We start from the raw sequence: 2,449 nt of genomic DNA on the forward strand, positions 1-2,449 counted from the left end.
CCCGCCACCGTCGCCGGGTCGTTCATCGTCCGCTCCGCCGAGGGGCGCGGGTCGCCGACCAGGCCCGTGGCGCCGCCGACCAGGATCAGCGGGTGGTGACCGGCCTGCTGCAGGCGCTTGGCGGTCAGCACCTGCACGAGGTGACCCACGTGCAGGCTCGGCGCCGTCGGGTCGAAGCCCACGTAGTAGGTGAGCGGTCCGCTCTGCAGCGCCTCGCGCAGCGCGGCCTCGTCGGTGGAGTGCGCCACCAGGCCCCGCCACTGCAGTTCGTCCCAGACGTCGCTCACGGTCCGTCGGCTCCTCAGGTCTTCGCTCGGGGCGACCGTCGCCCGCCGACACGGTACGCGGACACGGTCGGGTCGTTCACGAGGCGAGCGCGCCAGGGCGTGGGGGCCCCGGCACCGGCCACCCCGACCCGCGGGCCCCAGGCCACCGCCTCGTCGGCCACCGGCTCCCCCGCCTCCAACCGCAGCTCCCCGCTGCCGCAGACGTCCGCGCCGTCGAGCGCGCCGGTCACCGCCAGCGCCTGCGTCAGCCGGGCGGGGCCCCGGGCGAGGTCGACGTCGCGGCGGGCGGCCGGGCGGCGCGAGCGGGCCAGCTCGAGGCCCTCCACGACCTCTCCCGCCCGCAGCAGCACCGCCGACGCCGTGCCCTCCGGGCCGCAGACGAGGTTCACGCACCAGTGCATCCCGTAGGAGAAGTACACGTAGGCGTGCCCGGGCGGGCCGAACATCACCGCGGTGCGGGGCGTGCGGCCGCGGAAGGCGTGCGAGCCGGGGTCGGCCTGCCCCGCGTAGGCCTCGACCTCGGACAGGCGCACCGCCACCGCGCCCTCGGCGGTGCGGTGGCGCACGACGCGCCCCAGGAGGTCGCGCGCCACCACCAGGACGTCGCGGGCGAAGAAGTCCCGCTCCAGCCGCTCGCTCAGGACGCCGTCCCCGGGCGGGCCCAGGCCAGGTGCGCGGCCAGGGCGTCCTGGGCGGCCTCCAGCTGCTCGGCCACCCGCAGCGGTGCGGTGCCGCCGACGCCGTCGCGGGAGGCCAGCGAGCCCTCCAGCGTGAGGACGTCCTTCACCTGCGGCGTCAGGTGCGGGGAGATCGAGGCCAGCTCCTCGACGGTGAGGTCCCACAGCTCGACGCCGCGCCCCTCGGCGGCGCTGCGCTCCTCGCAGCGGCGCACGCAGGCGCCGGAGATGCGGTGGGCGTCGCGGAAGGGCACGCCCTGGCGCACCAGCCACTCGGCGACGTCGGTGGCCAGCGCGAAGCCCTGCGGCGCCAGCGCCGCTATCCGGTCGGTGTGGAAGTGCAGCGTGGCGACCATGCCCGCGACGGCCGGCAGCAGGACCTCCAGGGTGTCGACGGCGTCGAAGACCGGCTCCTTGTCCTCCTGCAGGTCGCGGTTGTAGGCCAGCGGGAGCCCCTTGAGGGTGGCCATCAACCCGGTGAGGTCGCCGATGAGGCGGCCGGCCTTGCCGCGGGCGAGCTCGGCGACGTCGGGGTTCTTCTTCTGCGGCATGATGCTCGACCCCGTCGACCAGGCGTCGTCGAGGGTGACGAAGGAGAACTCCTTGGTCGCCCAGGCGATGACGTCCTCGGAGATGCGGGACAGGTCGACGCCGACCATGGCCGCCACGAAGGCGAACTCGGCCGCCACGTCGCGCGAGGCGGTGCCGTCGATGGAGTTCTCCACGCTGCGGGTGAAGCCCAGCTCGTGCGCCACGGCCAGCGGGTCCAGCCCGAGCGAGGAGCCTGCGAGGGCGCCGGAGCCGTACGGGGAGACGGCCGCGCGGGCGTCCCAGTCGCGCAGCCGCTCCACGTCGCGCAGCAGCGGCCAGGCGTGCGCCATGAGGTGGTGGGCCAGCAGCACCGGCTGGGCGTGCTGCAGGTGCGTGCGGCCCGGCATCGCCGCGCCCGGGTGGGCGGCGGCCTGCGTCAGCAGCGCCTCGACGACGTCGAGCACGCCCCCGGCCACGAGGCGGGCGTGCTCGCGCAGGAACATCCGCAGCAGCGTCGCGATCTGGTCGTTGCGCGAGCGCCCGGCGCGCAGCCGGCCGCCGACGTCCTCGCCGGCGTGCCGCAGCAGCGCCTGCTCGAGCACGACGTGCACGTCCTCGTCGTCCTCGGCCGGGACGAGGGCGCCGGAGACGACGTCCGCCTCGACGGCGTCCAGACCGGCGAGCAGCCGGGCGAGGACGTCGTCGTCGACCAGGCCCGCCCGGTGCAGGACGCGGGCGTGCGCGCGCGAGCCGGCGAGGTCGTAGCGGGCGAGGCGGAAGTCGAAGTGGGTCGACTTCGACAGCGCGGCCATCGCGGCGGCGGGGCCGCTGGCGAAGCGGGCTCCCCAGAGCCCCTTCTCGCCCTGGCCGGAGGTGGACGGGGAGGCGGTCGCGTCAGTCATCGGCTCTCTCGGGGTCGGCGCCGGCGGGATCGGCGGGGTCGGCGCTGGGGGG

The 2,449-nt window shown here is 76.2% G+C and carries 2 protein-coding genes and 1 pseudogene; all 3 read right to left on the minus strand.

What is annotated here, in order from left to right; translation table 11 throughout:
* Positions 1 to 287: pseudogene (locus tag GTQ99_RS22180) on the minus strand (tyrosine--tRNA ligase); the annotation flags it as partial.
* 14 nt (positions 288 to 301) lie between these two features.
* Positions 302 to 880 carry a DNA-3-methyladenine glycosylase gene (locus tag GTQ99_RS22185; RefSeq protein ID WP_420814609.1) on the minus strand — a complete coding sequence of 193 codons (579 nt, stop codon included), beginning with the start codon at positions 878 to 880 and terminating at the stop codon, positions 302 to 304.
* A gap of 44 nt (positions 881 to 924) precedes the next feature.
* Positions 925 to 2,397: an argininosuccinate lyase gene (gene argH / locus GTQ99_RS22190; RefSeq protein ID WP_166617852.1), complete on the minus strand. Its 1,473-nt coding sequence runs from the start codon at positions 2,395 to 2,397 to the stop codon at positions 925 to 927.
* Between the last annotated feature and the right edge of the window lie 52 nt (positions 2,398 to 2,449).

Source organism: Kineococcus vitellinus (assembly GCF_009906315.1).
Lineage (GTDB): Bacteria > Actinomycetota > Actinomycetes > Actinomycetales > Kineococcaceae > Kineococcus > Kineococcus vitellinus.

Bases quoted from the DNA above. Each gene is read 5' to 3' on its own strand.
- argH (WP_166617852.1), bottom strand. From the start codon at position 2,397: ATGACTGACGCGACCGCCTCCCCGTCCACCTCCGGCCAGGGCGAGAAG.